Here is a 381-nt window from a genome sequence, read left to right on the forward strand (position 1 = left end):
ACACCGTGCTGCCTTCCATGTTTTCAGTTGTTATCCTGCACGCCGCAAATGGGGATGGGGAAGCGGTAGAGGATTTAAAGGAAAATATCAGGTCGTACCTGAATTTACGGGATAAGGTCAGTCATGTCTTAACGATCGAATCAAATATTGTCATCGTCGTAGCGAGTTTTTCCCAAAAAAGCTCCGTCTCCTCAGCAGCTTCTGAGTTTATTAACAAGCTGTTAACACATTTTCACTTTCAAAAAATACCTACCCCTATTTATATCGGTATCGGAAACGAATATAATCACCTATTAAAACTTGGCAAGAGCTACACAGAAGCACTTGAAGTCATCAAAGCCGCAGAAATCACCGGCAATCAGGAAAACATTCCATATGAAT

General features: G+C 41.2%; 1 pseudogene. It reads left to right on the plus strand.

From position 1 onward, the window contains the following. Positions 1–381 (plus strand): annotated as a pseudogene (gene putR / locus ETC00_RS20345) (proline utilization transcriptional regulator PutR); the annotation flags it as partial.

Source organism: Brevibacillus sp. MCWH (assembly GCF_013096935.1).
Taxonomy (GTDB): domain Bacteria; phylum Bacillota; class Bacilli; order Brevibacillales; family Brevibacillaceae; genus Brevibacillus; species Brevibacillus aydinogluensis.